The sequence below is a fragment of the Vibrio sp. JZG10 genome (assembly GCF_054064075.1).
Genome location: NZ_JBSUGE010000024.1, coordinates 13,998 through 40,016 on the forward strand (window position 1 = coordinate 13,998; position 26,019 = coordinate 40,016).

At 44.5% G+C, this 26,019-nt stretch carries 24 protein-coding genes; 12 read left to right on the plus strand and 12 right to left on the minus strand.

Annotation, left to right across the window (positions count from 1 at the left end; all coding sequences use genetic code 11):
* Window positions 1-8: 8 nt before the first annotated feature.
* From ACWYVB_RS20725 to ACWYVB_RS20735, 3 genes are all read right to left on the minus strand, one after another.
* Window positions 9-863: a co-chaperone YbbN gene (locus ACWYVB_RS20725; RefSeq protein WP_048626123.1), complete on the minus strand. Its 855-nt coding sequence runs from the start codon at window positions 861-863 to the stop codon at window positions 9-11.
* A gap of 479 nt (window positions 864-1,342) precedes the next feature.
* Window positions 1,343-2,170: an SDR family oxidoreductase gene (locus tag ACWYVB_RS20730; protein WP_104974383.1), complete on the minus strand. Its 828-nt coding sequence runs from the start codon at window positions 2,168-2,170 to the stop codon at window positions 1,343-1,345.
* A gap of 40 nt (window positions 2,171-2,210) precedes the next feature.
* Window positions 2,211-3,125, minus strand: a complete 915-nt coding sequence (locus tag ACWYVB_RS20735) for a TIGR01777 family oxidoreductase (RefSeq protein ID WP_074191007.1) — start codon at window positions 3,123-3,125, stop codon at window positions 2,211-2,213.
* 252 nt (window positions 3,126-3,377) lie between these two features.
* Between ACWYVB_RS20735 and ACWYVB_RS20740 the strand changes: the two genes are divergently transcribed.
* The 6 genes from ACWYVB_RS20740 to yfcE all read left to right on the plus strand — a co-directional run bounded on the left by ACWYVB_RS20740 (window position 3,378) and on the right by yfcE (window position 6,612).
* Window positions 3,378-4,112: a DUF1538 family protein gene (locus ACWYVB_RS20740; protein WP_457529997.1), complete on the plus strand. Its 735-nt coding sequence runs from the start codon at window positions 3,378-3,380 to the stop codon at window positions 4,110-4,112.
* Complete coding sequence (locus ACWYVB_RS20745; protein WP_046874269.1) at window positions 4,109-4,900, plus strand: DUF1538 domain-containing protein; 792 nt, start codon at window positions 4,109-4,111, stop codon at window positions 4,898-4,900. The genes ACWYVB_RS20740 and ACWYVB_RS20745 overlap by 4 nt, the downstream gene beginning before the upstream one ends.
* Window positions 4,890-5,240, plus strand: coding sequence for a P-II family nitrogen regulator (locus ACWYVB_RS20750; protein ID WP_005382084.1), 351 nt, complete (start codon window positions 4,890-4,892; stop codon window positions 5,238-5,240). The genes ACWYVB_RS20745 and ACWYVB_RS20750 overlap by 11 nt, the downstream gene beginning before the upstream one ends.
* Entirely contained in the window at window positions 5,237-5,644 is a 408-nt protein-coding gene (locus ACWYVB_RS20755) for a CBS domain-containing protein (protein WP_005393075.1), read from the plus strand. The genes ACWYVB_RS20750 and ACWYVB_RS20755 overlap by 4 nt, the downstream gene beginning before the upstream one ends.
* Window positions 5,645-5,792: 148 nt before the next feature.
* Window positions 5,793-6,002: a hypothetical protein gene (locus ACWYVB_RS20760; protein WP_005393073.1), complete on the plus strand. Its 210-nt coding sequence runs from the start codon at window positions 5,793-5,795 to the stop codon at window positions 6,000-6,002.
* Between the two features lie 64 nt (window positions 6,003-6,066).
* On the plus strand, window positions 6,067-6,612 hold the full coding sequence (yfcE, locus tag ACWYVB_RS20765) for a phosphodiesterase (protein WP_104974381.1): 546 nt from the start codon (window positions 6,067-6,069) through the stop codon (window positions 6,610-6,612).
* 39 nt (window positions 6,613-6,651) lie between these two features.
* Here yfcE and ACWYVB_RS20770 read toward each other — a convergent pair whose 3' ends face one another.
* From ACWYVB_RS20770 to ACWYVB_RS20785, 4 genes are read right to left on the minus strand one after another with little or no spacing between them, the layout of a single operon-like run.
* Window positions 6,652-6,930, minus strand: coding sequence for a SelT/SelW/SelH family protein (locus ACWYVB_RS20770; protein ID WP_005382088.1), 279 nt, complete (start codon window positions 6,928-6,930; stop codon window positions 6,652-6,654).
* 21 nt (window positions 6,931-6,951) lie between these two features.
* On the minus strand, window positions 6,952-7,707 hold the full coding sequence (locus tag ACWYVB_RS20775; RefSeq protein ID WP_457530002.1) for a sulfite exporter TauE/SafE family protein: 756 nt from the start codon (window positions 7,705-7,707) through the stop codon (window positions 6,952-6,954).
* 46 nt (window positions 7,708-7,753) lie between these two features.
* The gene (gene toxS / locus ACWYVB_RS20780) at window positions 7,754-8,269 is read right to left on the minus strand and encodes a transmembrane regulator ToxS (RefSeq protein WP_005393067.1); all 516 of its coding nucleotides are present in this window, start codon (window positions 8,267-8,269) and stop codon (window positions 7,754-7,756) included.
* A gap of 10 nt (window positions 8,270-8,279) precedes the next feature.
* Window positions 8,280-9,158: a transcriptional regulator gene (locus ACWYVB_RS20785; protein WP_046874266.1), complete on the minus strand. Its 879-nt coding sequence runs from the start codon at window positions 9,156-9,158 to the stop codon at window positions 8,280-8,282.
* 271 nt (window positions 9,159-9,429) lie between these two features.
* Between ACWYVB_RS20785 and htpG the strand changes: the two genes are divergently transcribed.
* The 3 genes from htpG to hemH all read left to right on the plus strand — a co-directional run bounded on the left by htpG (window position 9,430) and on the right by hemH (window position 13,430).
* A complete protein-coding gene (gene htpG, locus ACWYVB_RS20790) occupies window positions 9,430-11,334 on the plus strand; it encodes a molecular chaperone HtpG (protein WP_005393063.1) in 1,905 nt (634 codons plus the stop codon).
* 320 nt (window positions 11,335-11,654) lie between these two features.
* Window positions 11,655-12,299 (plus strand): adenylate kinase, encoded by a 645-nt coding sequence (adk, locus tag ACWYVB_RS20795; RefSeq protein ID WP_005393061.1) that lies wholly within the window; start codon window positions 11,655-11,657, stop codon window positions 12,297-12,299.
* Between the two features lie 168 nt (window positions 12,300-12,467).
* Window positions 12,468-13,430, plus strand: coding sequence for a ferrochelatase (hemH, locus tag ACWYVB_RS20800; RefSeq protein ID WP_457530005.1), 963 nt, complete (start codon window positions 12,468-12,470; stop codon window positions 13,428-13,430).
* A gap of 69 nt (window positions 13,431-13,499) precedes the next feature.
* On the opposite strand, the gene ACWYVB_RS20805 is transcribed toward hemH, so the two are convergent.
* The gene (locus ACWYVB_RS20805; RefSeq protein WP_005393058.1) at window positions 13,500-14,888 is read right to left on the minus strand and encodes a peptide MFS transporter; all 1,389 of its coding nucleotides are present in this window, start codon (window positions 14,886-14,888) and stop codon (window positions 13,500-13,502) included.
* 334 nt (window positions 14,889-15,222) lie between these two features.
* Here ACWYVB_RS20805 and rfaH point away from each other — a divergent pair, with 334 nt between their 5' ends.
* Window positions 15,223-15,723, plus strand: coding sequence for a transcription/translation regulatory transformer protein RfaH (gene rfaH / locus ACWYVB_RS20810; RefSeq protein WP_053807091.1), 501 nt, complete (start codon window positions 15,223-15,225; stop codon window positions 15,721-15,723).
* A 147-nt stretch (window positions 15,724-15,870) separates the two neighbouring features.
* Here rfaH and asnB read toward each other — a convergent pair whose 3' ends face one another.
* The 4 genes from asnB to nagA all read right to left on the minus strand — a co-directional run bounded on the left by asnB (window position 15,871) and on the right by nagA (window position 21,790).
* The gene (gene asnB / locus ACWYVB_RS20815) at window positions 15,871-17,535 is read right to left on the minus strand and encodes an asparagine synthase B (protein WP_005393054.1); all 1,665 of its coding nucleotides are present in this window, start codon (window positions 17,533-17,535) and stop codon (window positions 15,871-15,873) included.
* Between the two features lie 230 nt (window positions 17,536-17,765).
* Window positions 17,766-19,355: a cation:proton antiporter family protein gene (locus ACWYVB_RS20820; RefSeq protein WP_006742714.1), complete on the minus strand. Its 1,590-nt coding sequence runs from the start codon at window positions 19,353-19,355 to the stop codon at window positions 17,766-17,768.
* Between the two features lie 81 nt (window positions 19,356-19,436).
* Window positions 19,437-20,651, minus strand: coding sequence for a DNA-binding transcriptional regulator NagC (nagC, locus tag ACWYVB_RS20825; protein WP_005393050.1), 1,215 nt, complete (start codon window positions 20,649-20,651; stop codon window positions 19,437-19,439).
* A gap of 2 nt (window positions 20,652-20,653) precedes the next feature.
* Complete coding sequence (gene nagA, locus ACWYVB_RS20830; protein WP_005393048.1) at window positions 20,654-21,790, minus strand: N-acetylglucosamine-6-phosphate deacetylase; 1,137 nt, start codon at window positions 21,788-21,790, stop codon at window positions 20,654-20,656.
* 489 nt (window positions 21,791-22,279) lie between these two features.
* On the opposite strand from nagA, the gene nagE reads away from it, so the two are divergent.
* Both nagE and glnS read left to right on the plus strand, forming a co-directional pair.
* On the plus strand, window positions 22,280-23,851 hold the full coding sequence (nagE, locus tag ACWYVB_RS20835; RefSeq protein WP_457530009.1) for an N-acetylglucosamine-specific PTS transporter subunit IIBC: 1,572 nt from the start codon (window positions 22,280-22,282) through the stop codon (window positions 23,849-23,851).
* A 237-nt stretch (window positions 23,852-24,088) separates the two neighbouring features.
* On the plus strand, window positions 24,089-25,759 hold the full coding sequence (gene glnS / locus ACWYVB_RS20840; RefSeq protein WP_457530011.1) for a glutamine--tRNA ligase: 1,671 nt from the start codon (window positions 24,089-24,091) through the stop codon (window positions 25,757-25,759).
* The last annotated feature ends 260 nt before the right edge of the window (window positions 25,760-26,019 follow it).

The following is a 26,019-nucleotide window of genomic DNA, read 5'->3' on the forward strand; positions in this document are numbered from 1 at the left end:
TCAGCGAGTTAGTACAGAATCGAATACAGCTGACGGCGATATTTGCTTGCTAATGCGTTGCCTTGACCTAGCGCGCTGAGAATATCCATAAAAGTCTTCTTCACTTCACCGTCTTGGGCGCCCAAGTCTTTTTTAAGAATATTCCACAGCAGTTCCAGCGCTTCTTCATCACGACCCACTTGGTTATACTGTACCGCCAATTCACAAGCAAGTTCGAAGTTTGCCATGTCTGCTGCGTATGCTTGTTCTAGTCGTTGTAACTCAGGGCTATCTGCAGCCTGCAAATGCAGCTCGAGCTTGGCTATTAGACTCTTGTAGTAGTTATCTTGATACTCAAGAGGGATAGCGTTCAGTAGCTCTTGGGCGACATCAAATTGTTTGGTTTCTAATAAACAATCAGCCATCGCGAGTTTCACATCGCCACGCTCTTGCAGTTCTGGCGGCAAAGTGTGGATGATGCTTAAAGCCTGAGCATGCTCACCTTGCTGAAGAAGTTCACTGACTTGCTTTAATAGCTGTTCATCTGGGCTTGGCAAATGCTTTTGTAGCATGGTTGCAATGGCATCAATTGGCTGAGGGCCACCCAATCCATCGACGGCTTGACCATTTATAAACAGCGCGATAGTTGGCAATACTTGCACACCAAATTGAGACGCTAGAGCCGGCTGATCTTCACAATTTAATAAAGCAAGCGTAAATGCACCGTTGTACTGTTGAGCAAGAGATTGCAACTCAGGGAGTATCTGTGCGCTTTCTGGTTGAGCATTGGCCCAAAAGTGGATCAGAACGGGCGTGTTCATTGATCCTTCAAGAGTTTCGCGAAAGTTCTGTTCTGTTATCTCAACGATAAATGGGGATTGCATCAGAGTATCCTTGCTTTGTGTCTTGTCGTTGATAATAGATATGGAGTTGATTTAAGGGAAATTCAAGCGATGGTTGCTAATCGTCATCAATAATGAATCATTCTATTTTGTGAAAGGATGCGGTAAGAGAATAGTGTTACTGCTGAGTAGGTGTAAGGCAAAAAGAAAACGCTGCCGAAGCAGCGCAGTTCTAATGCTATTTGTTAGTGCGGTATCAAAATAGGATGAACATGGTCAACACTACACCCACACTAAGCCAGTTAAGCTGATTTAATGTCATTGTTGCCTCGCAGTAGTAAAAACATTGCTACAAAACGTAATGGGTGGCGATACCAAATCTAAGCAACTCATTCACTTTAGGTTGAATAGTGCTCACTGAATTGCGTAGAAATTGATTCGTTTGCTTGAGGTTTTTTTAACCTACATGCTCATAATGACATCACATTGTTACGATGAAATTACATTGTGACAAAACTTTTTTATGCAGCTTGTCGCAAAATTTTATCAAGCACACGGGTTGGTAATAACCTTTTCAAGATTGCGAATAATTTAGTCGGCGTAGTAATTCGATAGCGAATTTTAGGTGAAGCGCTAGTTAATGCATGAAGAACAGGTGCGACGCAGGACTCTGCAGGTAAAACAAATCGATTATTAGATTTGTCTTTGTTGAGTCGCTCTCTTTGTCCTTCATAGGCGAGGCGGTGAGGGCTGGATTCAATATCAATCCACTTCTCGAAGGCTTTTAATGCATTGTTTCTAAATTGAGTTTCGATAGGCCCAGGTTCTATCAATGCCACTTTGATATTCGTATCCGCAAGCTCTAGCCGTAGTGTGTCAGTCCAGCCTTCTAGGGCAAACTTTGACGCATTGTAGGCGCCGCGGTATTTCATTGCAGCAAAGCCAAGAACAGAACTGTTTTGTATTATCCGTCCTTCGCCTTGTATGCGCATGTGAGGAAGCACTTCTCTGACTAACTGGTGCCAACCAAAAAAGTTGGTCTGAAATTGATCTTGAAGAGCCTCGGTGGGCAAGTCTTCCAATGCACCGGGCTGGCCATAGGCACCATTATTGAACACGGCATAAAGCTTACCTTCTGCTAGTTCTAATGCTTGCTTTACGCCCGAAGAAATACTTTCAGGGCTGTTTAGGTCTAGCTTGATGCAGGTTAGGCCTTCATTAATTAGGCGTTGGACATCTTGCTCTTTCCTACAAGATGCTATGACATGAAATCCCTCGTTTTGCAGGGCGTGAGCGCACACGTAACCGATACCGGTTGAGCAACCCGTAATAAGAATCGACTTTTTCATAAATTCAGCCTCAAGCAACATTGAATGAGGTCATCATTCATCAGCTCCGGTCATGAAGCAAGTGCTTGAGTGCCGGCTCTATTCTGGAGTAGCTAAATTTGAAGCCAAGTTCGGTGAGCTTTTTGGGTTTGGCTCTCATGCTATCGAACAATAAACAGGAAGATTCACCCATTAGGAGTTCCATTGCCCATTTAGGCGTGAACAAGATATGTGGTCGTTTGAGCGTTTTTGCCAACGTGCCGCTAAAGATACGGTTAGTCACAGGGTGAGGTGCGCACATATTGAACGCACCGTGGGCATGTGGTGTTTCAAGCAAGTACATGATGGCGCGGACCATATCCAGAATGTGAATCCAAGGCATGTACTGGTTACCGTTCCCGAGCGGGCCGCCTACGCCAAGTTTGTAAGGTAAGAGCATTTTCGCCAAAGCCCCGCCATTAAGACCGAGCACCACGCCAGTTCGCAATAGACAAACACGTGTTTGTTCAGACTCTGCGCGTTTGGCTATTTGCTCCCACTTTGCACAAACCTCGTGAGGAAAGTCTTCACTGTTAACATGCAGGCACTCATCAAACGGGTGGTCTTGTTGATCGCCATAGTAACCAACGGCCGAGCCACTAATAAAAACAGCGGGAGGTTCTGTGCTGGCGTGGATCAGCTCAACGATTTGTTCGGTAATTTTCCAGCGACTTTTGCAGATTTTTTCTTTCTGCTCGCTGGTCCATCTTTTATCTGCGATAGGCTCACCCGCAAGATTAATTATGGCATCAATGTGATTGAGATCGGCGAATGACTCAAGCGAGTCAAGGTATTCGATATTACCCAAATCAGCGTGCTGGAGGCATTGTTTTGCATGCTCTGGAGAGCGCGTAAGTAGCATAACTTGGTGAGTGGATAGCAGCTTGAGCAACTCCGAACCAATAAACCCAGTGCCACCTGTGAGTAATATCTTCATGTTATCTCTTTGAATGTACACGTATTAGAACATTATAGTCGTTTTGTGCTGAGCTTGATCATCTCACGACTATTATTTCTAGGATAGTGGCAAGCCTGTAGCGAGGCTACTGACTTCACATATTGAAAAAATGTAACCAAATGTTATGCATGGCGCTAATTCGTTCACGGTAGGAGAACTAAATCTATGCCAGACTAAAAACATCGCTAACGGAACAAGCGTAATCAGTTTGCACCATCAAGGAGGATAGGTATGGAAGCATTTGTTGCTCTTTTTCGAGCGCTCCTTAATAGTGCTCGCGATCTGCTACCCATCGTTGTTGTTATCACTTTTTTTCAATTAGTTGTTTTGCAAGAGCCACTTCCTAATCTCATCTCCATTCTTTTTGGCTTATTGCTTGTGGTTTTAGGGTTAACGTTTTTTATTTTTGGTCTAGAGCTTGGTCTTTTTCCTATCGGAGAGAGTATGGCTCAAGCCTTTGCAAAAAAAGGCAGCGTATTATGGTTGTTAGTTTTTGCGTTTTGTCTAGGCTTTGGCACCACGATCGCCGAGCCTGCATTAACGGCCGTAGCAGAAGAAGCATCAGAAGTTGCGGCAGAAGGAGGGATGATCACAAACTCAGAGCAATCGATGCAGGATTATGGACAAGGGCTACGAGTAACGGTGGCACTTTCGGTGGGGATCGCCATCGTTATTGGCGTTCTGCGCATCTTAAAAGGGTGGCCAATTCATTACATGATCATCGGCGGCTACGTCGGCGTTGTCGTCCTGACGTGGTTTGCACCGGAAGCCATTATTGGCGTTGCTTATGATTCTGGAGGTGTGACGACGTCGACTATCACCGTGCCTTTGGTCACTGCACTAGGGGTTGGTTTAGCATCGGCGATTAAAGGGCGCAACCCCATGGTGGATGGTTTTGGTTTGATCGCTTTTGCCTCGCTGCTACCGATGATGTTTGTGATGGTTTACGGAATGGTCGTAACATGATTTCAATTGAACATTTCCTAGACACTTTATTATCGACCGTTCGAGATGTCATTCCCATCGCCAGCATTATTTTTGGTTTTCAGTTAGCGGTGTTAAGGCGTCCAGTTAACAACCTTAAGAAGGTTTTGCTTGGGTTTGTTTATGTGATTCTTGGGCTCGCTCTTTTTTTGCTCGGATTAGAAATGGCTCTGTTTCCGCTCGGAGAGACCATGGCCGTGCAACTGACGGCACCGGAATTTTTACAAGAGTTTAAAGTCTCTGTGGGAAAAGCCTTAGTGTGGGTCGACTACTATTGGGTGTATACCTTCGCCTTTTTTATCGGTTTTAGTACCACGATTGCTGAGCCTTCTCTAATCGCTGTAGCGATAAAAGCAAACCAAGTTTCTGGTGGCAGCATCAGTATTAACGGCTTACGCGTGGCCGTTGCATTTGGGGTAGCCATTGGCATCGCGCTAGGGAGCTATCGGATTGTTGTCGGTGACCCTATTCACTATTACATCATTGCGGGTTACATCGTGGTTGTGATTCAAACGTTTTATGCGCCAAAGCTTATTGTTCCACTCGCCTACGATTCTGGAGGCGTCACGACTTCTACTGTCACTGTTCCGCTTGTAACCGCATTAGGGCTGGGGCTTGCTTCTACCGTCCCAGGAAGAAACCCAATGATTGATGGCTTTGGCTTGATCGCTTTTGCCAGTCTGTTTCCTATGATCTCTGTGATGGGCTATGCGCAAATAACCCAATGGCTGAATAAAGATGTCTCGGAGGACGAAGAAAATGCGCTTTAAATTGATACTTGCGTTTGTTGAAGACAGCAAAACAGACAAGGTACTGGACGCTGCACGCGATGCTGGTGCGACCGGTGCTACAGTGATTAACAATGCTCGCGGGCAAGGTTTAAATCAAAAGCGAACGTTTTTTGGCTTAACGCTGGAAGTACAAAAAGATGTGCTGCTGTTTGTCGTTGAGGAGCACCTTTCTCGACACATATTAGAAACCATCAATGAAGTTGGTGAGTTCGACCGAGAGTCGGGGCAGGGCATTGCTATTCAGATCGATATTGAGGATGCAGTCGGTGTCGCGCATCAAGTAGAGACGTTGACCAAAGTGGTCGAGGATGAGTTATGAGCAGTCAAACGATAATTAGAGTTCGAGATGTAATGGCGGCTACTTATGTCATGGTTGATGGGCTAATGACAGTTTATGAAGGCATAACGTTGGCTAAAAAATACCAAGTCAAAGCGCTGGTGGTGAAAAAGCGAGATGACAACGATGAATATGGCATCGTCTTGATGAATGATATCGCCAAAAAGGTGTTGGCGAATAATCGCTCTCCACAGCGCACGAATATTTATGAGATCATGACCAAGCCCGCTTTGTGTGTCGACCCTGATATGAATGTGAAATATTGTGCGCGCCTATTTGAACGATTTGGCATTAGCCGAGCTCCGGTCATTGAAGATGGGGAGGTCATTGGCATGGTGAGTTATAACAATATTGTCATCAATGGCATGGTGAGAGAAGAAGTGTAATAGGTTGATATAAATGAAAAATCAACGCATTTTTCTCAAGTCAGCGACTGTTACAAAGAACTAAAATATTTAATATATGTTAGGTTGCATATGTGTTAATTCACCATTATTCTTTGCGCCCTAAGTCTATTGTCGAGGAATTTGTATCATGCCTTTAGTCTCTTGCCCTGTGTGTGAGAAACAAATCTCAAAGCGCGCTCACGCATGTCCAGGATGCGGAGAGCCAGACCCGCTGCACCACCTAGCTAAGTCAAAATTTATGTCGATGGTGTTTTGGATACTGGTGTTGGTTGGAACTGCGTATGCCGCATGGTTCTATATTTTGCCTATGGTCATTGAATCATTGCGTTATCAGTAGTCGTTGGTTGAGCTGTCATAAAAATGCCGTAGAATGACCTCGTACTTTGTGAGGAGACGATGTCGTGAAACTATTTTTTGCCTCAGATCTGCATGGCTCTTTGCCAGCAACTAAAGAAACTATTGAGCTATTTTTAGCCTCTGGTGCGGAGCACCTGATTTTGTTGGGGGATACGCTAAACCACGGGCCAAGAAACCCGATTCCAGAAGGTTACAACCCACCGCAGGTGGCGGAGCTACTGAACCAATACAGTGATCAAATTATTTCTGTGCGTGGTAACTGCGATAGTGAAGTGGACCAAATGCTATTGAAGTTTCCAATGATGATGGATTACTCGTGGGTGCTACTTGAATCTGGTAAGAGAATCTTTTTGACTCATGGTCACTTGTACAACTCTGAAAAACGGCCGCCACTGCGTGAAGGTGATATCATCGCCCACGGTCATACGCATGTTCCTGTCGCAGAGATGCAAGATGGGGTCATTATTTTTAACCCAGGCTCGATGACATTTCCACGTAATGGTTTACCAAGAAGCTTTGGTACTTTAGAAGACAATACGCTAACGGTAAAAACGCCAGAAGGCGAAGTATTAGCACAAACCATGATTTAACGGTTTTACTAAGTAAAAATATAGGGAGCGAATTGCTCCCTATTTTGTGTCTGAATGTCCTAAATCGCGTTCTGGGTCGATAATGTCTCTTACGCGCTGTTTTAGCACCTTTGCTTCAGGAAAGCCGCTGTCTTTTTTCCGTTCCCAAATTTGCTGGCCATTGCAGAAAATTTCGAAGCGACCACCCGTATCTGGGTGTAAGCTGATCGTTTCTATTTCTTCGCTAAAAGTATGCAGTAGTTCTTGCGATAGCCAAGTTGAACGCAACATCCAGTTGCATTGGCGGCAGTAATAAATATCAATGATTGCTTTATCCATGAAACTTTCCTTTTAATCGGTTTAAACTAGCAACTTGATACCCACGGAAAACGTGAGAATTTCGAATGCAATTTTAATCACTCGGTTGCTGTATCGAGTCGCGGCCCATGCGCCTAAACTGCCGCCTAGAAATGAGCTTAACAATAAAACAGGCAACCAAGCCCAATGTATCGGAGCGCCAGCTTGGACGACGGCAATGCCTCCAATGCCATTCCAAAACAACCCGACGCAAATCATGGTGTAAGCAACGGCTTGTTTATAGTTATACCCAAACCAGCGAACTAAAAATAATGTCACGAGTAAACCAGAACCTGCGGTCAGCGACCCGTTGATGATACCGATGAGCATTAGTCCGACACCGCCGATGACCCAACCGATTGGGTGACGGTTACGTATTATTTCTGATTGGCCTAACGATTTCTTAAATCGTGAGTAGATGCCGAGCGCGAGAATCATGCTCCCTAGCATTTTTTCCGCCACACCATCAGGTATTTGGACAATTAGGTTCGCCCCTAAGACTACGCCAATGCTGCCAGAGACTATAAGGTAGAGCGCGACCTTCCATTTAATTGTGCCTGCTTTTAAGTGTGTGCTTACTACCCCTAAGCCTAAAGCGACGGAAGCCACTTTATGTGTCCCCAGCGCAACCGAGAATGGCAAGCCGAGAAAGATGAGCAAAGGGAATTGAAGTAAGCCTGCACCGCCGCCAGAAAGCGAAGCCAGAGTATTGGCGATAAGTGAGCCGAAAAAGAGGGTGAGGGTATCTAGCCAATCCATAAGCAAAATAAAGGGGGCGTCTTGCCCCCTTATCATCAAATCAAAGTTAGTTTTTAAACAGCACCGAAGAACCGTGGTTCAAGCTAGTGAGCAATAGCGTTTTTTCGTTCACGACATCAATACGGCGACTTTGCTCAGCATCAAGCTTAAAGATTTGAGTGATCAAACGTAGCTGTGCTTCGGAGAAGTCTTTTGATTGAGAAGATGAAATATCTTTAAACTCAGAAGGCGAAACCAACAAATAGTTGTCACTGACTTCCCAGCGCCCTTTTTCCGAGATATTAATCGTGGATTCTGCCGTTGAACCTTGAGCGAATAGTTTGATATTTGCTACGCGAATATAGTCCCCATTAGGGAGATATTTCACATTTGATTCAACATTAACACGACGCAGTGGGCCGACAGGATCGTCAGGCAAGCTGTCTGTAATGACCGTCACCATGGTTGACTGCCACTCATTGGCAGTGAGGACCTGTTCCACTTTTAGGTCGCTACCCCAATATAACCAACCACTGAAAAGAACGGATACGGCCAAAACCGCAGATGCTAATTTTATCTTCATTCTGGCCTCCTTATTTACAGATATCGGTTGGGTCATTTTGACCAGCGAAAATACGCAATGTCACGTTCTCATATGAATGTTGACTGTCATGAATGTAGTTCAGAATCAGCTGATTGTTCTGGCCACCTGTAGCAATCACTTCTACCGGCATTGAATCTTCTGCATGGTATTTTACGTAGCGTTCAATGCACTGCTCAATGGACGGCAACCAACTATTGATTTGCGGGTGGTTCACTGGCGTCATCACAGGTACATTTTGATACTCACCAATCTGACGGAATTGGGATTCTGCAGGATTGGTGAAGAGCAATACACAAATAGGAAGCAGCAGAGACAAAAGAACGATCATACGCGGCAGCCAGTTATTAGTGTTAGCTGCTGGTTTTGGCTGTGCCTTAGGTAGTTCTACTTGAGGCTCTACTTCAGTCGTGGTGTCTGTCGCCGCTTCTGTTGACGGCGCGTCACTTGTTTCTATTTCCGCAGCGTGCACTTCATTTTCAGAAGTGGCTTCTTCAACGTCAGTATTAGAGTCAGCAGATAATGGGCTTAAGCGTTCCACTGAACAAATGAGTTGATAACCGCGTTTAGGAACCGTTTTAACAAACTCTGGAGATTTTGTTGAGTCCTTCAACATCTTACGCAGAGTAGAGATCGCTTGAGTCAGGCTTGAGTCATCCACCTCAAAACCTTGCTCACGCCAAACAAACTCGTGAAGCTCGTTACGGGTTAAAACTTCGTTTGGTCTCTCTGCCAACATCAGAAGTATACGGCTTTCGTTGCTTCCTAATCGTACAACGTCGTTGCCGTTTTGTTGGTCAGCGAGCGAATTACTATTTGGATCAAAGGTGAACCTTTGAGCAAGTAGAAATTTGGTGCCGATGTTAGTCATTTAGTTCTTCTTAGATGGATGATGTTGTAATTATAGTGATTTATGTCACAAAATTACCGAAGCGCATGGAGTGCGCACGACATTTTAGATGCTTTTAGGCTGGTAGGATAATTAAATTTTTCTAAAAAAACACCGTTTTTAGCAATATTGACCTTGAATTTACATTTGTCAGCCACATGTTAAATGACATCTCAGTAAGGTAATTTCAAGGGGAAAGTCACAAACTTATCTCCATGAAAAAACCAATTAGTTTAGATGTTATGGAGCACACATGAGCGAAACCGTATCTCAAAACAAAGAAACTCGTGGTTTTCAATCAGAAGTAAAACAACTACTGCATTTAATGATCCATTCTCTTTATTCAAATAAAGAGATCTTTTTGCGCGAGCTGATTTCTAACGCATCAGATGCATCGGACAAGCTGCGCTTCCAAGCGCTATCTAACCCAGACTTATATGAAGGTAATGCAGACCTTTGCGTGAAACTGTCGTTTGATGAAAGCGCAAATACCTTAACCATTTCTGATAACGGTATCGGTATGAGCCGCGATGATGTGATCGAGCACTTAGGTACGATCGCAAAATCTGGGACCGCGGAGTTTTTCTCAAAGCTGTCTGAAGAGCAGAGCAAAGACTCTCAGCTTATTGGTCAGTTTGGTGTTGGTTTCTACTCGGCGTTTATCGTTGCTGATGCCGTCACCGTACGCACTCGTGCTGCGGGCCTAGCCGCTGATGAAGCAGTACAATGGCACTCAGCCGGTGAAGGTGAGTACACCATCGAAAACATCACTAAAGAATCGCGTGGTACTGACATCATTCTTCATATGCGTGAAGAAGGTAAAGAATTCCTAAATGAATGGCGTCTACGTGATGTGATCAGCAAGTACTCGGATCACATTGGCATCCCAGTTTCCATCCAAACTGTTGTTCGCGATGACGAAGGCAAAGAAACGGATGAGAAGAAGTGGGAGCAAATCAACAAAGCTCAAGCTCTGTGGACGCGTAATAAATCGGATATCTCAGATGAAGAGTATCAAGAGTTCTACAAGCACGTATCACATGACTTTGCCGATCCATTGGTTTGGAGCCATAACCGTGTAGAAGGTAAAAACGATTACACGAGCTTGCTTTACATCCCATCTAAAGCGCCATGGGATATGATGAACCGCGACCACAAATCAGGTTTGAAACTGTACGTACAACGCGTGTTCATTATGGACGATGCAGAGCAGTTCATGCCGTCTTACCTACGTTTTGTACGTGGCTTAATAGACTCCAATGATCTGCCACTCAACGTTTCGCGTGAGATCTTACAAGACAACAAAGTGACTCAGTCTCTACGTAATGCTTGTACTAAGCGTGTGCTAACGATGCTAGAGCGCATGGCTAAGAATGATGAAGAGAAATACCAATCATTCTGGAAAGAGTTTGGTCTTGTGATGAAAGAGGGTCCGGCAGAAGACTTCGCAAACAAAGAGAAAGTTGCAGGCCTATTGCGCTTTGCTTCAACTGAAGTGGATTCTGCGGAGCAAACCGTGGGTCTAGCTGCTTACGTTGAGCGCATGAAAGAAGGTCAAGATAAGATCTACTACTTGACGGCAGACAGCTATGCAGCTGCGAAAAACAGCCCTCACTTAGAGCAGTTCAAAGCGAAAGGCATTGAAGTTATCTTGATGTACGACCGCATTGATGAGTGGCTGATGAACTACTTAACTGAGTTTGACGGCAAGCAGTTCCAGTCAATCACAAAAGCTGGGCTCGATCTAAGTCAGTTTGAAGATGAAGCAGAAAAAGAGAAGCAGAAAGAAACTGAAGAAGAGTTTAAGTCGGTTGTAGAACGCACGAAGTCTTACCTAGGCGATCGTGTGAAAGAAGTTCGTACGACCTTTAAACTCGCGTCTACACCTGCTGTTGTGGTAACGGACGATTACGAAATGGGCACTCAAATGGCGAAGCTTCTTGCAGCGGCGGGTCAGGCAGTGCCAGAAGTGAAGTACATCTTTGAGCTAAACCCTGAGCACGAGCTGGTTAAGCGCATGGCTGACGAAGCGGATGAAGAGGCATTTGGTCGTTGGGTAGAAGTCCTGCTTGGTCAAGCAATGCTTGCAGAGCGAGGCTCAATTGAGGACCCGACGGAGTTCTTAGGAGCTGTTAATAAACTTTTGACTAAGGTGTAATAACCTCAGTACATCAAAAAGCTCGCATTTCGCGAGCTTTTTGTTTGTTGTCGCAAAATTTTGCATCTCAGGTGTTGAGTTAATAATCAATAGGGCGTGAAAGAGGGTATCGTTAACATTCTTTAGTCTTAATACACTCTTTGCGCGGCGAACCTGTGATAGAATCTGCGACTTGAATGTGAGTAATAAGGCGTGTATTTTTGCTCGCCTATATACGTTATACCGAAACTTATCGTTGCGAGTGCTTCTCGGGCTTGTGTCTAAGAAGCCCAGCTATTGTGAGCTTCGGTATAAATCTTAAATATTAAAGAGGATAAATCATGCGCATCATTCTTCTAGGTGCTCCAGGTGCAGGTAAAGGCACACAAGCAAACTTCATCATGGAAAAATACGGTATTCCACAAATCTCTACTGGTGATATGCTTCGTGCTGCTATCAAAGCAGGTACAGAGCTTGGTAAACAAGCTAAAGCTGTTATCGACGCTGGTCAGCTAGTTTCTGATGAAATCATCCTTGGTCTTATCAAAGAGCGTATCGCTCAAGAAGACTGTGCAAACGGTTTCCTACTGGATGGTTTCCCTCGTACTATTCCTCAAGCTGACGGCCTAAAAGAAATGGGCGTTGATGTAGACTACGTTATCGAATTTGACGTTGCTGACGATGTGATTGTTGAGCGTATGGCAGGTCGTCGTGCTCACCTTCCTTCTGGTCGTACTTACCACGTTGTTTACAACCCACCTAAAGTGGAAGGTAAAGATGACGTAACTGGTGAAGATCTTGTTGTTCGTGATGACGACAAAGAAGAAACAGTACGTGCACGTCTAGGTGTTTACCACGAGCAAACTGCACCACTAATCAACTACTACGGTAAAGAAGCTGAAGCAGGCAACACTAAGTACCTTAAGTTTGATGGTACTAAGCAAGTAGCTGAAGTTAGTGCAGATATCGAGAAAGCACTTTCTTAATTTGCTGAAGTCAAAAATTTAATATTTTGATATATTGAAAGCGACCCAAGTGGTCGCTTTTTTAGTTTACTCGTAAACATATATCTAAATAACTTCAAGCTGCAGCGATGCAGCACTTTGAGGCTATTTAAGTATATGAACCAAGCCGTTTACCATGAATAGGATGTTATGAAAGAGAATAATAAACAGGGTGTACTCCTAGTGAACCTGGGTACTCCTGACGCACCAACCGCTCCTGCCGTAAAGCGCTTTTTAAGTCAGTTTCTTCATGATCACCGAGTGGTAGACATGACTCGATGGCTTTGGTGTCCGCTATTGCACGGCGTTATCCTTCCAATCCGAGCTCCCAAGGTTGCTAAACTCTACCAATCAGTTTGGATGGAAGAGGGCTCGCCACTGATGGTGTACTCTAAGCGTCAAACAGAAAAGTTGGCTCAAAAGCTTGATATGCCAGTCGAACTTGGCATGACTTATGGAAATCCAAGTTTGCAATCAGGTTTTGAAGCGCTGTTGGCCCAAGGGGTAGAGGAAGTCATCGTTTTACCTTTGTATCCGCAATACTCGGGCACAACAACGGCAGCGGTTTCTGACGGAATCACTAAAGCGTTTAAAAACCTGCCCGTGATGCCGGGCTTTAGCTTTATTCGGGATTACTACAATCACCCGAAATACATTGAAGCGTTAGCGCATTCAGTTCGTGATCATTGGCAAGAGTATGGTAAGGGAGACTACTTGCTATGTTCTTATCACGGTATTCCAAAACGTTACGCTGATAATGGAGATGTTTACCCTCAGCACTGTGAAGAAACGACTCGCTTACTCGCTGAAGCGTTAGGGTTAAACGAGCAACAGATAGGTATGACGTATCAGTCTCGATTTGGCCGAGAAGAGTGGTTACAGCCCTACACCGATAAAACCCTAGAGGCACTTCCTGAAAAAGGGGTAAAGAATATCAATGTTGTGACACCAGCATTCTCTTCGGATTGTTTAGAAACGTTGGAAGAGATCTCGGAAGAGTGTAAAGAGATTTTCCTTGAAGCAGGTGGTGAAAGCTTTACTTACATTCCTTGTTTGAACGATAGTGAGCTTCATATAGAAATGATGGCTGAGTTAGTTCACTCTAAGCTTTAGGTACAAAAAAGGGTCGCAAAAGCGACCCTTTTTTGTAGAGCGATTAAGCGACCCTTTTTTGTAGAGCGATTAAGCGACTTGTACTTGCTGCTCTTCGACTTGTTCTGCTGTGCTGTGAGTATTCTCTGCACCATGCATCCAGCGAACGAGCGTATTCGAGAACAGAAGTAGGATGACACCACTCACGGTAGCGCTGACTGCAATGCCACTAAAGATAGCCATTGCGCCCAATTCTCCTACGTGAGATCCCACATAGCCCGCAACGTAGTTTGCAATCGCATTACAGCCAAACCATGCACCCATCATGAGTGAAGCTAAGCGAAGCGGTGCTAACTTGGTCACTAGTGAAAGACCAATTGGAGATAAGCACAGTTCGCCCAATGTATGGAAGAAGAAAGCTCCCACCAGCCACAACATTGATGTTTTTACCGTTGTGTCTCCACCTTGTTCTAGCACAGCGCCAACCATACATAGGAAGCCAATTGCCAAGAAAAATAGTGCCATCGCAAATTTCACTGGTGACGTAGGTTCGCGTTTACCCAGTTTTACCCAAAGGACCGCCAGAACTGGTGCTAGGGTAATAATGAAAAATGGGTTTAGCGATTGGAACCACGCAGCAGGTACTTCAAAACCACCAATCATACGATCAGTATATTGTTGAGTGTAGATGTTCATTAGGCCACCGGCCTGCTCAAAGCCAGCCCAGAAGACGATAGTGAATAAGCTCATAACCAAAATTACTTTTAGTCGGTTTACTTCTTCTTTCGTTAGGGGTTGCTTCGTGGTTGAGTTTTTGTTGCTTAGATCTCGTTTTGCTGCGGGCTCGCGACCGATGTCACCAAGCCAAGACTGAGCTAGCACCATTTGCATCACTAAGCTAATAATCATACCTACACCTGCGGCCACAAAACCGGCTTTCCAACCGTAAGAGGTTGTCACAGAGCCAGAAACGACGCCTGCAAGCAATGCACCTAAGTTGATCCCCATGTAGAAGATGGTGAATGCACCGTCACGACGGTTGTCACCCTCTTTATATAAATCGCCAACCATGGTTGAGATATTCGGCTTAAAGAGGCCGTTACCAGTGATAAGCAGACCAAGACCTAAATAGAAACTGTGTAGTGAACCAATACCCAGAGCGTCAGCAGGAAGTGCAAGTGTAAACTGGCCGATAGCCATTAACGCGCCACCAAGCAAAATTGAACGGCGTTGACCTAGATAGTTATCCGCTAAGTAACCTCCGATGAGAGGTGTGATATACACAAGACCAGTATAAATACCGTATAGGTCTAGTGCGTCTTTGGTTGACCAGCCAAGGCCGCCATTCATCGTTGTATCTGTAAGGTAAAGTACTAGAATGGCGCGCATTGCGTAGTAAGAAAAGCGTTCCCACAGTTCAGTACCGAACAATAAGAACAAGCCACGAGGATGGCCGAAATATTGATGTTGGTTTGACATAAGCTCTTCTAATAATAGTTATTACATTTTTTAACGACTTCTACGTATACATTGCAATTTAATGAGTGACAAACAATAAAATTTTGCCTTACGACTAAATCTGTTTGTTAAGTGACTGTTTTTGGATGAATTTGCAGATGATATGATGGTGTGTTGGCTGTGTTACAAACTTAATTTCCATTTTTGTCTATGGACTTCTTCTCGTAAGCTCTTGAAAAGATACCGTTAATGCGAGCGATGTATAATCATACTTTTATAGATAAACTGAATGTCAATGACTCAACTTTGGCTTAATGCTAGGATAAAAACAAAATAGAATTGGCTAGTAAAAAAGATGAAACGTTGGTATCTACTTTATTGTAAACGTGGGGAGCAGGTTAGGGCGAAACAGCACCTTGAAAACCAAGGTGTAGAGTGCTTTTATCCAACTGTAGAAGTTGAGAAGATTTTGCGCGGGAAAAGACAAAAAGTCGAAGAGCCGCTGTTTCCTTGTTATGTGTTTGCTTACTTTGATTATGAACAGGGACCTAACTTCACCTCAGTCCGCTCCACTCGAGGGGTTGTTGATTTTGTGCGTTTTGGTGCTCAACCAAAAGAAGTCCAAGGTGACTTAGTCTTTGAATTGATGCAGCTAGAAAAATGCTGTAATGAAAATGCCGCTTCTGAGTGTATGCCAAAACCAGGTGATCAAATCCGAGTTAAGAGCGGTCAGTTTGCAGGTATAGATGCTATCTTCCAAGAGCAAGATGGTGAGAAACGCTCAATCATGTTAGTGCAGATGATCACTAAACGAGTGCCTGTCAGCATTGACAACAGCGATTTAGACTTGCAATAGCTAATACGTACAAACAAAAAAAGAGGTGCTTTGGCACCTCTTTTTTAATCTTGCTGGTAATCACCAGCAGTGGGACGCTGTTAGCGAGCTTAGCAAAACAACGATGATTACCGATTAGGAGTAGGGCATGACACCCTACTTAGTTGCTTAGTAAGCGTCGTTATGGACGGTTTGCACCGCACGACCTGACGGGTCTACACAGTTTTGGAATGACTCATCCCATTCAATCGCTTTCGCTGATGAACAAGCTACCGAAGGACCACCTGGCACACACTCAGCCGCTGACGGTAGTGGGAATAGCTCTTCAAAGATTTCTCGGTACACGTAACCTTCTTTTGTGGTTGGCGTGTTGTATGGGAATCGGTATTGAGCTGTTTCCATCTGCTGATCCGTCACTTTTTGCTCTGCGACTTCTTTCAACGTATCAATCCAGCTGTAACCTACACCATCAGAGAACTGTTCTTTTTGACGCCATGCGATCGACTCTGGCAAGTAATGCTCAAAACACTCGCGTAGAATGTGTTTTTCCATTTTGCCGTTGCCACACATCTTATCTGCTGGGTTTAGGCGCATTGCAACATCAATAAACTCTTTATCAAGGAACGGTACTCGGCCTTCAACCCCCCATGCCGCTAGCGATTTGTTTGCGCGCGCGCAGTCAAACATGTTCAGAGCAAGCAGCTTACGTACTGTTTCTTCGTGGAACTCTTTCGCGTTTGGTGCTTTGTGGAAATATAGGTAACCACCAAAGATCTCATCTGCACCTTCACCAGAAAGTACCATCTTAATGCCCATCGCTTTGATCTTGCGACCCATTAAGAACATAGGTGTGGATGCGCGGATGGTGGTCACATCGTACGTTTCGATGTGGTAAATCACGTCGCGAATCGCGTCGAGACCTTCTTGAATTGTATAAGTCATTTCATGGTGAACGGTACCGATTTGGTCGGCAACTTCGCGAGCGGCTTTCAGGTCAGGCGCGCCTTCTAGGCCAACAGCAAAAGAGTGCAGTTGTGGCCACCAAGCTTCAGACTTTTCATCATCTTCAATACGCATCGCTGCAAAGCGTTTTGCTACCGCAGATGTAATAGAAGAATCTAGACCACCTGAAAGAAGTACACCGTAAGGCACGTCAGTCATTAGTTGGCGTTTAACCGCTGCTTCTAGCGCTTCAGTCAGTTCTTCTTTGCTGGTGGTGTTACCTTGAACGGCAGCGTATTCGTTCCAGTCACGAACATAGTAACGCGTTGGCTCGGCATCTTTTGAGCTGTAGTAGCTACCAGGAGGGAACTCGCTCACTGTTTTACATACTGGAACAAGTGCCTTCATCTCTGATGCAACATAGTAGTTGCCATGCTCATCATGACCTTGATAAAGAGGGATAATGCCAATGTGGTCGCGACCGACTAAGTATTCGTCTTTTTCTTCATCGTACAGAACAAAAGCGAAAATACCGTTTAGTTCTTCAAGGAGATCTGCACCCATATCTTGGTACAGTGCAAGAATGACTTCACAGTCTGAATCGGTTTGAAACTCGTATTTTCCTTCGTAACGAGCACGAATTTCTTTATGGTTGTAGATTTCACCATTGACTGCAAGGATGAGCTTTTTATCAGGGCTGTATAGCGGTTGTGCACCACTATTTAGACCAACAATCGCCAAGCGCTCATGCGCTAAAATAGCGCGCTCTGAAGAGTAAATCCCAGACCAGTCAGGGCCACGATGACGAAGTTTTTTCGACATTTCTAATGCGATAGGGCGCAATGCGGCTGCATCGCTTTTAATGTCTAAAATGCCAAATACTGAACACATACTACATCCTTACTAAACTAAATAATTTCTAATCGGTATGGCTTCAATTTGCCATTACTAGTAAAAAAAGCAACGTTTTGTGATTATAAAAATGATAAAAAGCCTTGTTGTGTAAATATTATTTAATTTAATGGCTCGTTTGGTGAATGAAATCAAGGTTTGGTATAAAAACCATACAAAAAAGCCTTTCTATTGATAGAAAGGCTTTTAAAAAATATTAGTATGGTTGCTTATTTTATTGGTGTGAACTGAGGTTCGAGTTGTTTACACACATGTCGAGCAAAACCGCTACCTGCTTCACTGTATATATTGAATGCGGCGTCAACTCCGCTTTCCAGCAAACCTTCCAACTGATCTGGGTACTCGGCGATAGCAGCTATTTGCCCTTTATATTTTCTGCGTTTAAGCTGCTCAAGTGCGGTTTGGTTACCTTGATGATGAGGCATGGCAAGCAGCACCAGTTTGACATGACCTGTATCTAAAATTCGTTCCCAAAAATCTGGGTCTGTGGCATCGCCAGCGATCACGTTTCTTCCCTCTGAACGGTGCTGATGTGCTGCATCTTCACGAATTTCTATGCCTAGTGAAATTTTGCCATAGCGCGCACGTAATTCATCATAGGCCCCAGTCCCGATGCGCCCCATGCCTAAGATCAATACCTGGGCATGCCCAGGGTTAATGAGTTGGTCACGCTGGTTAAGCTTTTCTGCGGCTGTCTCTTGCAGCCACTTGCCGGAGTGTTGATAAATTTTGTGGCTAAGGCGGTTAAGTGGCGCAGAAATAATAAAGGACACAGACACCGCAACCGCAATCGCAGCGAGCATATCGCTTGGCATCCAGCCCATTTTATAGGCCAACCCTGCTACTATAAGGCCAAACTCACTGTAGTTGAACAGCGATAAAGAGGCGAGCAAAGAGGTACGTACTCGAAACTTAAAGTGATTAATCGTGACGAAGTACAAGAGCCCTTTTATTGGCAGCAGTAAGATAAATAGTAGGGCGAGTACGACGCCATTGACGCTCAATGAAGCGGACAAGCCAATGTTTAAAAAGAAGCAGACTAAGAACAGCTCCTTCATATTGAATAGCGATTTGGATAGCTCTGAAGCTTTAGGGTGGCCTGCGAGCAACATGCCTAAAATCAGCGCGCCCAAGTCTGGTTTCATACCGACCAGTTCGAATAGCCCTGCCCCAACAACAAGCGCGAAGAAAATACCGAACAGCACCAGCATTTCGCCGTGGCCAACTTTATCTAACAGCTTATAGAATAGCGGACGAAGGAAAGGCAATGCGAACAAACCAATGGCATACCATTCTGGGACTTTGCCAGTTGAAGCAGTCAGGAATACCACGGCAAAAATATCTTGCATAACCAAGATACCGATCGCGAGTGTGCCGTAGGTAGCGTTCATTTCCCCTTTTTCTTGCAATGCTTTTACGGCAAAAACGGTACTGGAGAACGATAGTGCAAAAGCTAAAAGTAGGATTTGACCGCTATCCATACTGGCGAGCGAAGTTAAGCCCAGTAGTTTTAAACCTGATAGCGCTAGTGCAAAAAAAGCGGTAGACAGTATGTTGTGGGCGGTCGCTCCTCCCCATATTTCTTTGGACAGTAGCGTTTTGACATCAAGCTTGAGTCCGATCGTGAATAGAAGAAGAGTGACACCAAGATCTGCAAGAGTGACGATAACGTCATTGCTTTGATAGCCAAATGCATGCAAACCAAATCCTGCCAGTAGAAAACCAACGAGGGGAGGGAGGCTACATTTAAGCGCAATAAAGCCAGCTAAAAAAGCTGTTGTAATTAGAATAATTTCCATACTGTTGAGCTGTATTCCTGATATACAAAAACGGGCTGTGAAAACACAGCCCGAGATTGTAACTCAATTAGTTGTATAAACTTAGTCTTCAAGTAACTTTTGTAACAAAACTCCGTTTAGCATTGCGCGTTTAATCATCGCAAATGCACCCATCGTTGGCTGCTTATCAATGTGTGAAGCCACGATAGGAAGGTCGTTATGGAAAGTTTTGAGAGATTGATTTTCGACATTGCGTTGAATGGCAGGGAAGACTATGTCTTGTGCGGCAGTAATGTCGCCCGCAATGACAATTTTCTGAGGGTTAAACAAGTTAACGGTAATTGCAATCGCTTTACCTAACTGGTTACCCACTCGCACTAAACTTTGCTTTGCAAGTTCGTCACCATCCATTGCATGCTGACACACAGCTTCAATCGTGATGTTTTCAAGGTCAGTCAAGCTTGACTCATAGCCTTGAGCAATCAGTTGTTTTACTCGTTGGATAATGGCTGGGTTCGCTGCTACGGTTTCTAAGCAACCAAAGTTCCCACATTGGCACTGTTCACCAAGCGGATCGATTTGAATATGACCAATTTCACCGACGTTGCGGTTAAAGCCAAGAAAAACCTGGCCGTTAACGATAATACCTGCGCCAGTACCGCGGTGAACGCTAACTAAAATGGAGTCCTGACAGTCTTGGCTTGCCCCAAAGTAGTGCTCCGCTAACGCCATGCCACGTACGTCATTCCCAACAAAGCATGCGGTATTAAACTTCTCTCCAACAATTTCACCCAGCGCCAGATTATCGATATCGGTATTCGGCATGTACTCAACTACGCCTGTTGTTGGGTTTACAAGGCCCGGTAGTGTAATACCAATTGCGATGAGCTGATCAATTTTGTCTTCGCAACGGTTTACGAATTCTTTAAGTAAATCGATAAGCCCAGCGATCAAGTCAGCTTGGTTGGTGTAATGCAGTTCGTGCTGATCTTCCGCAAGTGCAGTGCCACCTAAATCGTACAAACAAAATTGTACGTAATCTCGACCTAAACGAACCGCAATAGAGTGGAAGGGTTTGACTTCGGTGGTCAGAGAGATTGCACGACGACCACCAGTTGAAGCTTGCTGGGCGACCTCTTTAATAAGGCCGCGCTCTAAAAGTTGGCGGGTTATTTTGGTAACACTAGCAGGTGCGAGCTGGCTCACATCTGCGACTTGAATACGGGAGATAGGACCTTGCTGATCAATCAGCCTATATACCGCAGCGCTGTTAAGCTGTTTTACTAAATCTACATTACCAATCTGTCCGCCATTCATGCTTAATTTTGCTCGTATTGTCCGTTAACAACCGTCGCTTTTACTTTGAAGTCACGATCGAAAATGGTTAGGTTTGCAACCATCCCTTTTCGAACTCGGCCAAGGCGATCCTCAACACCAATTGCAGTTGCTGGGTATAACGTGGCCATTCGTAGAGCTTCGTCTAAAGCGATCCCCGCGTGCTCAACTGAATTCTGAACTGCTTCTATCATTGTCAAAGCTGAGCCGCCTAGTGTGCCGTTTTCATCAACACACTTACCATCTCGGTAATATACTTTCTTACCGACAAAAATAAAGTGATCAATGTTAGCACCTGCTGGAGCTGTGGCATCCGTCACCAAAACAAGCTTTTCACCTTTGATTTTATGAGCAATTCGGATGTTTGCGTAGTCTACGTGGAAACCATCAGCAATAATGCCAGCATAAACGTCAGGAGTATCGTAAATTGCACCAACAACTCCAGGTTCACGACCAACCATTGGTGTCATCGCATTAAATAGGTGTGTGGCAAAAGTAATACCTGCTTCAAAGCCTTTACGCGCTTCGGCGTAGGTCGCATTTGTATGACCAATAGAAACCACGATGCCGGCTGCTTTTAATCGTGCAATATGTTCTGGATCGTTTTGCTCTGGTGCAAGCGTTACTTTAGCGATGATATCGGCGTTTGCGCAGATAAGATCAATCATGCTTTCATCTGACGGGCGAATAAAATCGACGTTGTGGATACCTTTTTTCGCGACGTTAAGATAAGGACCTTCTAGGTGTAGACCAAGTGATTGGTTTTGATATTGGTTGTGGTATTCACGAGCGGCAGAAATTGCAGTTCGCATATCTTCGTCTGATGAAGTAATGAGCGTTGGTAAGAAGCTAGTACAGCCGGACTTGAGGTTTGCTTCGTGCATGATTTGCATGGTTTCCGGTGTGATTGCATCGTTTAGCATTACACCGCCACAGCCATTCAGTTGCAGGTCGATAAAGCCCGGACTTAGGTTTGCGCCTGCGAGGTCTTTCACTTCGATGCCCTGAGGTAGCTCTGCAGCCGGTACAATAGATTGAATAAGGTCGTTTTCGATGATGACCGCATGATCGGTAAGAACATCACTACCGGTATAAATTTTACAGTTACTTAGCGCGTACATAGTCAGCTAGTCCTTATAGATGAGAATTCAATTTCTATATCGTTACCTAAGTGGCGACTGCTTTAGTCATATGGGTACTTAGTTTGTATCACTGAATTAGATAACGAGTCACATACAGCAAGTCGCGTTTTATCGATGTTATTGTCATAGTAACTAACTGAAAAGTAATAATTGTATGGTTTTTTATGATTCTTTTTCAGAGCAAAGTTACAGTGATTTACCCGCCTAGATACCAAAATAACACTGATTCTGCCTTGCATAAAGTGCGAGAATATTATCTTTAAAACGCTATTTTTTCGTATAATAAAATAAGTTTTATGATCTCGCTAGCAAAAACCTTCCGAAAGGGCAAATTGTGGTGATTATGATCACAAACGGTGAGCTTTTAATTTGCGGAGCAAAATTAATGTCATAAACTGAGGATGACTAAATTGGACGACTGAAATAAGTCATTCAACATAACATCTAATCCTATAGGGGGAACTTAAGGTGAATATTCTCGGATACGCGCAGAAGTTAGGTAAAGCTCTTATGCTTCCTATTGCGACTTTGCCAATCGCAGGCTTGTTACTGCGCTTGGGCCAGCCGGATGTTTTTGACATCGCATTTATGGCACAAGCAGGTAACTCAATCTTTTCTAACCTTCCATTGTTATTTGGCCTTGGTATTGCGATCGGTCTATCTAAAGACGGTCAAGGTGCAGCTGGCCTTGCTGGTGCAGTTGCGTACTTTGTACTGACAGCGACAGCGTCAACAATTGATGCATCAGTAAACATGTCGTTCTTTGGTGGTATCATCGCAGGTATTATTGCTGGCCACTCTTACAACGCTTTCCATGCTACACGTCTTCCTGAGTGGCTTGCTTTCTTCTCTGGTAAACGTTTAGTGCCGATTATGGCAGGTCTATTCGCTTTAGTTGCTGGTGCAGTTGGTGGCATTGTATGGCCAACAATTCAAGGTGGTCTAGATGCGCTTGCTCATGGCATCTCAACTTCTGGCGCTATTGGTCAGTTTATCTACGGTACACTGAACCGAGCCCTTATTCCTGTAGGTCTACACCACGTACTTAACTCATTCTTCTGGTTTGGTATGGGGTCTTGTCAAGAAGTGCTAGTAACTGGTGCAAACGCTGCGGGTCAAGCGCTTCCTGCTCTACAACAACTGTGTGTGGATCCTGCGCTAGCGAAAACGCTTGTTGCAGGTCAAACTCATACATTTGAATTCGCTAATGCTGTCACTCCTGAAATCACTGCAACAGTGAAGGAAGTAACTGAAACAGTTAAATCTGGTGACCTACACCGTTTCTTCGGCGGCGATAAGAGCGCTGGTGTGTTCATGAACGGTTTCTTCCCAGTAATGATGTTCGGCCTACCTGGTGCGGCGCTTGCAATGTACCTAGCGGCTCCTGCTGAGAAACGTAGCCAAGTTGGTGGTGCATTGTTCTCTGTTGCATTCTGTTCATTCCTAACTGGTATCACAGAGCCTCTAGAGTTCATGTTCGTATTCCTAGCGCCTGCACTATACGCGATTCACGCCGTGTTCACTGGTCTGTCGCTAGTTGTTGCTAACATGCTTGGTACGCTACACGGCTTCACATTCTCAGCTGGTCTAATTGACTACTTGTTGAACTACGGTCTAGCAACTAAACCGCTACTACTTGGTGCAGTTGGTCTTGGCTTTGGTGCTCTATACTTCTTCACATTCAGCTTCGCAATCCGCGCATTCAACTTGAAATCGCCTGGTCGTGAAGATGACGACAGCGAAGCTGCAGCGCCTGCTGGTGAGAAGAAAAGTGGTGACCTAGCTCGCCAATACTTAAAAGCACTTGGCGGTCATGACAACCTAACTTCAATCGACGCATGTATCACTCGACTACGCTTGACGCTAAAAGATCGTTCAGTCGCTGATGAGGAAGTACTGAAGAAACTGGGTGCGAAAGGTGTGGTTAAACTTGGTGAAAACAACCTTCAAGTTATCCTTGGCCCTCTAGCTGAAATCGTTGCTGGCGAAATGAAAGCAATCGGTGCTAATGAAGACCTATCGAATGTAAAATTGCCTTAATTACATCGAACTGATATCTGACTAAAGACCTCCCTCGGGAGGTCTTTTTTTTGTTTTGGCACTTTGAATCTGCTGTGCTTTCGCTCTAACTCGATAAATATTGTCGTTTTAGCGCGAGTTCTTGTTGTCTAATTGCTTAGAATTGTGGATCATTAGAAACAATGTACTCTGCAAAACCATACTTGGATGCAGAGTTCCGTTTTCTCTGACAATACTAATATTTTTGAGGTGCTATAGATGAGTGAAGCTGATGCTCGTCCATCAAACTTTATTCGCCAGATCATTGATAAAGATCTAGCGGATGGTAAACACACTAGCGTGCATACTCGATTCCCGCCGGAGCCAAATGGCTACCTGCATATCGGTCATGCTAAGTCTATCTGTTTGAACTTCGGTATTGCTCAGGACTACCAGGGTCAATGTAATCTACGTTTCGACGATACGAACCCTGAAAAAGAAGACATCGAATACGTTGAGTCTATCAAGAAAGATGTAAACTGGTTGGGCTTTGAGTGGAGTGGTGAAGTATGTTACTCATCAAACTACTTCGATAAGCTTTACGAATATGCAATTGAATTGATTAACAAAGGCTTAGCGTATGTAGATGAGCTAAGTCCAGAGCAGATTCGTGAATACCGTGGCACGCTAAAGGCGCCAGGTAAACCAAGCCCATACCGTGACCGTTCTGTTGAAGAGAACTTAGCGTTATTTGAAAAAATGCGCGCTGGTGAATTTGAAGAAGGTAAAGCGTGTCTTCGTGCCAAGATTGACATGGGTTCTTCATTCATGGTTATGCGCGATCCAGTTTTATACCGTGTGCGTTTTGCTACGCACCACCAAACTGGTGATAAGTGGTGCATTTACCCAATGTACGACTTCACGCACTGTATCTCTGATGCATTAGAAGGCATTACACACTCTATCTGTACGCTTGAGTTTATGGATAACCGTCGTCTGTACGACTGGGTTCTGGACAACATCACGATCGAAAGCCGTCCACATCAGTACGAGTTTAGTCGCCTAAACCTTGAATACACGGTGATGTCTAAGCGTAAGCTTAATCAACTCGTCACTGAAAAACTGGTTAACGGTTGGGATGACCCACGTATGCCAACAGTTTCAGGTCTGCGTCGTCGTGGCTTCACGCCAGCATCTATCCGTGAGTTCTGTAAGCGTATTGGTGTAACGAAGCAAGAAAATATGATCGAGTTTAGCTCATTAGAATCTTGTATTCGTGATGACCTAAACGAGAACGCTCCGCGTGCAATGGCTGTGCTGGATCCTGTTAAAGTTGTTATCGAAAACTTTGAAGAAGGTGTAGTAGAAAACTTGACGGTTGCTAATCACCCAAACAAACCAGAGATGGGTGTGCGTGAAGTACCATTCACTCGTGAGTTGTGGATTGAGCGTGAAGACTTCCGTGAAGAGGCGAACAAAAAGTACAAGCGTTTAGTGCTAGGTAAAGAAGTTCGCTTACGTGGTGCTTACGTGATCAAAGCAGAGCGTGTTGAAAAAGATGCCGAAGGCAACATCACGACTATCTTCTGTTCTTACGATGCAGACACACTAGGTAAGAACCCGGCTGATGGCCGTAAAGTAAAAGGTGTGATTCATTGGGTATCAGCTGATAAAGCATTACCAGCGGAAATCCGTCTGTACGATCGTCTATTTACGGTTCCAAACCCGGGTGCAGCAGAAGACTTTGCTTCTACAATCAACCCTGAATCATTAGTTGTGATCAATGGTTTTGTAGAGCCTAGCTTAGCGTCTGCAGTAGCAGAAAAAGGCTACCAGTTTGAGCGTATGGGTTACTTCTGCGCAGACTCGAAAGATTCTTCAGCAGATAAACTAGTATTCAACCGCACGGTTGGTCTACGTGATACTTGGGCAAAAATTGAGAACCAATAATCTCGATTAATGCAAAAGCCGATAAAAATGCCAGCAAATGCTGGCATTTTTTATTCTCATTATCGTAATGCGGCGGTTATAGGTAGTGTAGGGAGTTGCTTAAGAACGAGGGACGTTTGATAAATGTTCGGTTTGGAGGCAAAACAATGATGTTTATTAAGGTTTGAATTGGTAAGTCTAATCGACGCTTTACAAAAGTTGGTACGGCAATTCAGCTATTGAAAGATATCGCCCTCAGAAACAAAAAACGCCAGCATGAG